The organism is Dyella sp. (assembly GCF_036568765.1).
Lineage (GTDB): Bacteria > Pseudomonadota > Gammaproteobacteria > Xanthomonadales > Rhodanobacteraceae > GSA-30.
The window spans coordinates 1-4537 of the sequence record NZ_DATCRY010000161.1 but is presented as its reverse complement, the minus strand read 5'-3'; the positions used below and the strand labels follow the sequence as shown (position 1 = coordinate 4537).

At 63.4% G+C, this 4537-nt stretch carries 4 protein-coding genes; 1 reads left to right on the top strand and 3 read right to left on the bottom strand.

Annotated features, from left to right (window positions below; all coding sequences use genetic code 11):
- Window positions 1–121: 121 nt before the first annotated feature.
- Window positions 122–907 carry an ABC transporter permease gene (locus tag VIM98_RS11360; RefSeq protein WP_331993222.1) on the bottom strand — a complete coding sequence of 262 codons (786 nt, stop codon included), beginning with the start codon at window positions 905–907 and terminating at the stop codon, window positions 122–124.
- A gap of 13 nt (window positions 908–920) precedes the next feature.
- Complete coding sequence (locus tag VIM98_RS11355) at window positions 921–1661, bottom strand: ABC transporter ATP-binding protein (protein WP_331993221.1); 741 nt, start codon at window positions 1659–1661, stop codon at window positions 921–923.
- A 155-nt stretch (window positions 1662–1816) separates the two neighbouring features.
- Between VIM98_RS11355 and VIM98_RS11350 the strand changes: the two genes are divergently transcribed.
- Window positions 1817–3013 (top strand): DesA family fatty acid desaturase, encoded by a 1197-nt coding sequence (locus VIM98_RS11350; protein WP_331993220.1) that lies wholly within the window; start codon window positions 1817–1819, stop codon window positions 3011–3013.
- Between the two features lie 369 nt (window positions 3014–3382).
- Here VIM98_RS11350 and VIM98_RS11345 read toward each other — a convergent pair.
- On the bottom strand, window positions 3383–4537 hold a 1155-nt coding region (locus VIM98_RS11345), incomplete at its 5' end, for an alpha-D-glucose phosphate-specific phosphoglucomutase (protein WP_331993219.1).

The window sequence follows — 4537 nt, the reverse complement described above, 5'->3', positions numbered from 1 at the left end:
CCGCCGTAAGTCCAGTCCGAGGTGTGCTGGTACCGCGTGCTCAAATAGCCGAGCGCGGCAAAGCCGACCAGCAGTGCTGCGGCAAACAGCCAGCCGTCGAGGCGTTGGGCGATCCGGCGCATCAGCCACGCTCCTTGTCGGCAGCCAGCCGGCGGGTGGCCAGTGCGAGTGCGAAGGCGGTAATCAACACGAACCAGGCGATATCGGCCGTGGAGACCAGCCCACGCAGCAGGTTTTCCAGATGCGTACTTAAGGCAAGCCAGTCGAAGAGGCTGTTACCGGCCCCGGCCATCCGTGCACCCAGATTCACCGAGGTCAAGGCCAGGCCGACGATCAGTGCGGCGATGGCCGCGACTGCCGACAACGATGCGAAGGCCGAGCAGGCGATACCGATCGCGGCCAACGCGGCGAGCGTCAGAAAACTGCCCAACATGGCCGCCGCCAGTTTCCCGGCATCGATATGTGTGCCGTGGGCAAGGCTCAGGGGCATTGCCAGTGCCAGGACCAGCCACAGCAGCAGCCAGGCCAGGATCGCGAGGTATTTCCCCAGCACAATCTGCCAGGCGGGCAGCCCGGTGCCGAACAGAAGGGGCAGGGTGCCTTGGGCGCGCTCGCTGGCCAGGCTGGACATGGTCAGCAGGGGCACGGCCACCAAGGCCAGCTCCAGCAACCCGAACGGCACAGGGCTGCCGGTCAGCAGGCTGCTCAGCATCGGTACCGCGACCAGATCGGTATAGCCAGGCCCGCCCGGTGCGGCGGCCAGCTGCAGCTGCGCACCGAGAAACACGTCCAACAACAAAGCAAAGCGCCACGCCAGTTCGCCCAGCGTCAGCGCAGCCAATACCCAGGCCAGCGGGCGCACGAACAGGCGGCGCAACTCCAACCGCATCACCGCCAGAACACTCATGCCGCTTGTTTCCTCATGCCGCCTGTTGGGCGCCGCGCAGGGCGATATCGAAAAACACCTGTTCCAGTGCCTGATGGTCGGTGCCTGCCAAGGCAGCGTCGTGGCGCAACTGGCCCTCGTGGAGTATCGCCACGCGGTCGCATACCGCCGTTACCTCGGCCAGCAGATGGGTGGAAAGGATCACGGCCGTGCCCTCGGCTGCGAGGGCACGAATCAATGTGCGCAAGGCCGCGACCTGCACGGGGTCGAGCGCATTGGCCGGCTCGTCCAGCACCACCAGCCTTGGCCGGTGCAGTAACGCGCAAGCCAGGCCCAGGCGCTGCCGCTGGCCTTGCGAGAGCACGCCGGCCAGGCGACGACGCATGCCGTTCAGGTCCAATCGCTCCAGGGTGGCATCGCGGGCCTGACACAATGTCGCACCGGACAGCCCCCGTAACCGGCCATGAGCCTCAAGATGTTCGACGACGGTTAATTCCGGCCATAGTGGCGCTCGCTCCGGAAGCCAGCCGATGCCCCGGCGCGCCAGCTCAGGCTGCTCCAGGAAATCCTCGCCGTCGAGCCGGATCTGCCCGCTGTCAGGCCGGAGGGCTCCGGCGATCATCGATAGCGTGGTGGATTTGCCCGCCCCGTTGATGCCCAGCAAACCCAGTACCTGTCCCGAATCCAGGGTCAGGCTGAGATTGCGCACGGCGGGGCGCCCTGCACGGTGTCGGCTCAAGTCATCCAGCTGTAAAACGGGAGTAGGCGCGGTCATTGCGTGATTGTCACGGCGCCGGTTTCGTTAAACAACCGTGCGACACGAGACGGTGCGAATTGCAGCACATTCGCCCGTTCAGATTGAGCCTTTCCATGCTGGCGAGTACGGCCTCTTAGCTCTAGACTCAAGCCCAAATACCTGAGTGCAAATACATGCTTGATGCAGTTCTGACGTTCCTGTCCCAGGGCCTGCTTAATGCCGGCTGGGGCACCATGCTGATCTACACCCTGGTCCTGACCCAGCTCACCATTTTTACGGTGACGCTGTACCTGCACCGCTGCCAGACGCATCGTGGCGTCGACCTGCATCCACTGATCTCGCATTTCTTCCGATTCTGGGGCTGGCTCACCACGGGCATGGTCACCAAGGAGTGGGTGGCGGTGCACCGCAAGCATCACGCCAAGGTGGAAACCGAGGAAGATCCGCATAGTCCACAGATCTTCGGCATCAAGAAAGTGTTCTTCGACGGTGTCTCGCTCTATCGCGAAGCGAGCATGATCAAGGAAGACCTCGAGAAGTACGGCCGCGGTACGCCGAACGACTGGATCGAGCGCAAGCTCTACGCCGGCCACCCCTATTGGGGCCCGGTGGTGATGGCGGTGATCGACCTGGCGCTGTTCGGCGTGGTCGGCATGGCCATCTGGGCCGTGCAGATGATCTGGATCCCGTTCTGGGCGGCCGGTTTCGTCAACGGCATCGGCCATTACTGGGGCTATCGCAACTTCGAAAGTGCCGATACCGCACGCAACCTCATTCCGTGGGGTTTCTGGATCGGCGGCGAAGAGCTGCACAACAATCATCATGCTTTCCCGAGCTCGGCCAAGTTCGCCCTGCGCAAGTGGGAGTTCGATATCGGCTGGGCCGCGATCTGCGTGCTGCGCGCCGTCGGCCTGGCAAAGGTGCTGCGCGTGGCACCGGCGCTGGACGTGCGTCCGAACGTGCACCTGCCCGACGCGGAAACGCTCAAGGCTGTGTTGACCCATCGCTTCCAGGCGATGACCGATTTCTACCGCGAAGTGATCGTGCCGACCCTGCGCGACGAAGCGCAGCATGCGGGCGAAAGCCTCAAGGCCGTGCCGCGTCGCATGCGTCTGGCGCTGGCCGACGGCGGTCGCTGGCTGGATAGCGAAGGTCGCGAGCGCATGCAGGCCGTGCTGGCCAAGCGCCCCAACCTGTCGACCGTTTGCGATTTCCGCGCCCGCTTGTCGGCACTGATGGAGCAACGCGGTGCGGATCAGGCGTTGAAGGGTCTGCAGCAGTGGATCCACGAGGCCGAGCAGAGCGGTATCCATGCCCTGCAGGCTTTTGCACAGCGCTTGAAGGGTTACGGCGTCGCCAGCGCGGCCTGATCGCGTTCGACGGTTTTGAAAAAGCCCGCCTTATGGCGGGCTTTTTCTTTTTTCGTAGCGGTCCGGATTCGGGCAAGCCAAGAACCTGGCGGAGCAGTCTGGCCAGACCATGGCGCGTGCCTTCGATATCCGCTTCGCCGTCGGCGACCACGCGCGCTGGCGAGCCGTGCATGCGCTGGACCGGAACGGGCAGGCCGCGCCAGATGTCGGGCCCAGCAGCGTTGGGAAAAGAGGCTCCATGGCGCTCATTGTGGATGCCGGCAAACCATGAAGGGAAGGCTTGACGTAGGGGAGCGAGCAGAATCCCCAGGGGGTTCTCTATCTCCTCACTCCTTGTCTGTCCCTGGGCACGGACAGTCGATACGTCGTCTATGGTTCGGCGAGCGCGGCATCGACAATCTGCCGCGCCTCTTCCAGCAACGCCTGCAAATGAGCCTCGTCCTGAAAACTTTCCGCGTAGATCTTGTAAATGTCTTCCGTGCCGGATGGCCGGGCCGCAAACCAACCGCTCTTGCAGGTCACCTTGATACCGCCGATGGCCGCACCGTTGCCTGGCGCACGATTCAGCACGCTCTCGATCGCCTCGCCAGCCACGGTGGCGATATTGACGTGGTCCCGAGACAATCGCGACAACGTCGATTTCTGCTCGGCATTGGCCGGTGCTTCGACCCGATCCGATACCGGGTCGCCCAGTTCGGCAGCCAGCAGACGATACGACTCATAAGGGTCGCGATCGCAGCGCGCGGTCATCTCGGCCGACATCAGGGCCGCAGCGATGCCATCCTTGTCGGTCGCCCACACGGTGCCGTCTTTACGCAGGAAGGAGGCGCCGGCACTCTCCTCCCCGCCGAAGCCCAACGACCCGTCGAACAGGCCGCCGACAAACCATTTGAAGCCGACAGGTACTTCGTAAAGCGTGCGCCCCAGCCGTTTCGTCACGCGGTCGATCAATGCAGTGCTGACCAGTGTCTTGCCGACAGCCGCTGCGCCGTTCCATAGGGGGCGTTGTTGAAAGAGATAGTCGACCAGCACGGCCAGATAGTTGTTCGGCAGCAGCAGGCCTCCGCTCCGGGTCACGATGCCATGGCGGTCATGATCCGTATCGCAGGCGAAGGCCACATCGTAACGATCCTTGAGCCCGATCAAGCGCTGCATCGCATATGACGACGATGGATCCATCCGGATCTTGCCGTCCCAGTCTGCCGTCATGAATCCGAAAGTCGGATCGACCGTTTCGCTGACCACGGTAAGGTCGAGCTTGTAGCGATCGGCAATCGGCGCCCAGTAATGCACGCCGGCACCACCGAGCGGATCGACGCCCAGGTGGACTCCGCTGGCACGGATGGCATCGAAATCGATGGCCTGCGCAAGATCGCTGACGTATGCGTCGATGAAATCGTGCTGATGGGTTGTCGCCGCACGTCGCGCCTGCGCCGCAGGCATGCGGCGTATTTCCTTGAGGCCGCTCTCGAGCAATGCGTTGGCACGATTCTGAATCCAACCGGTTACGTCGGTATCGGCCGG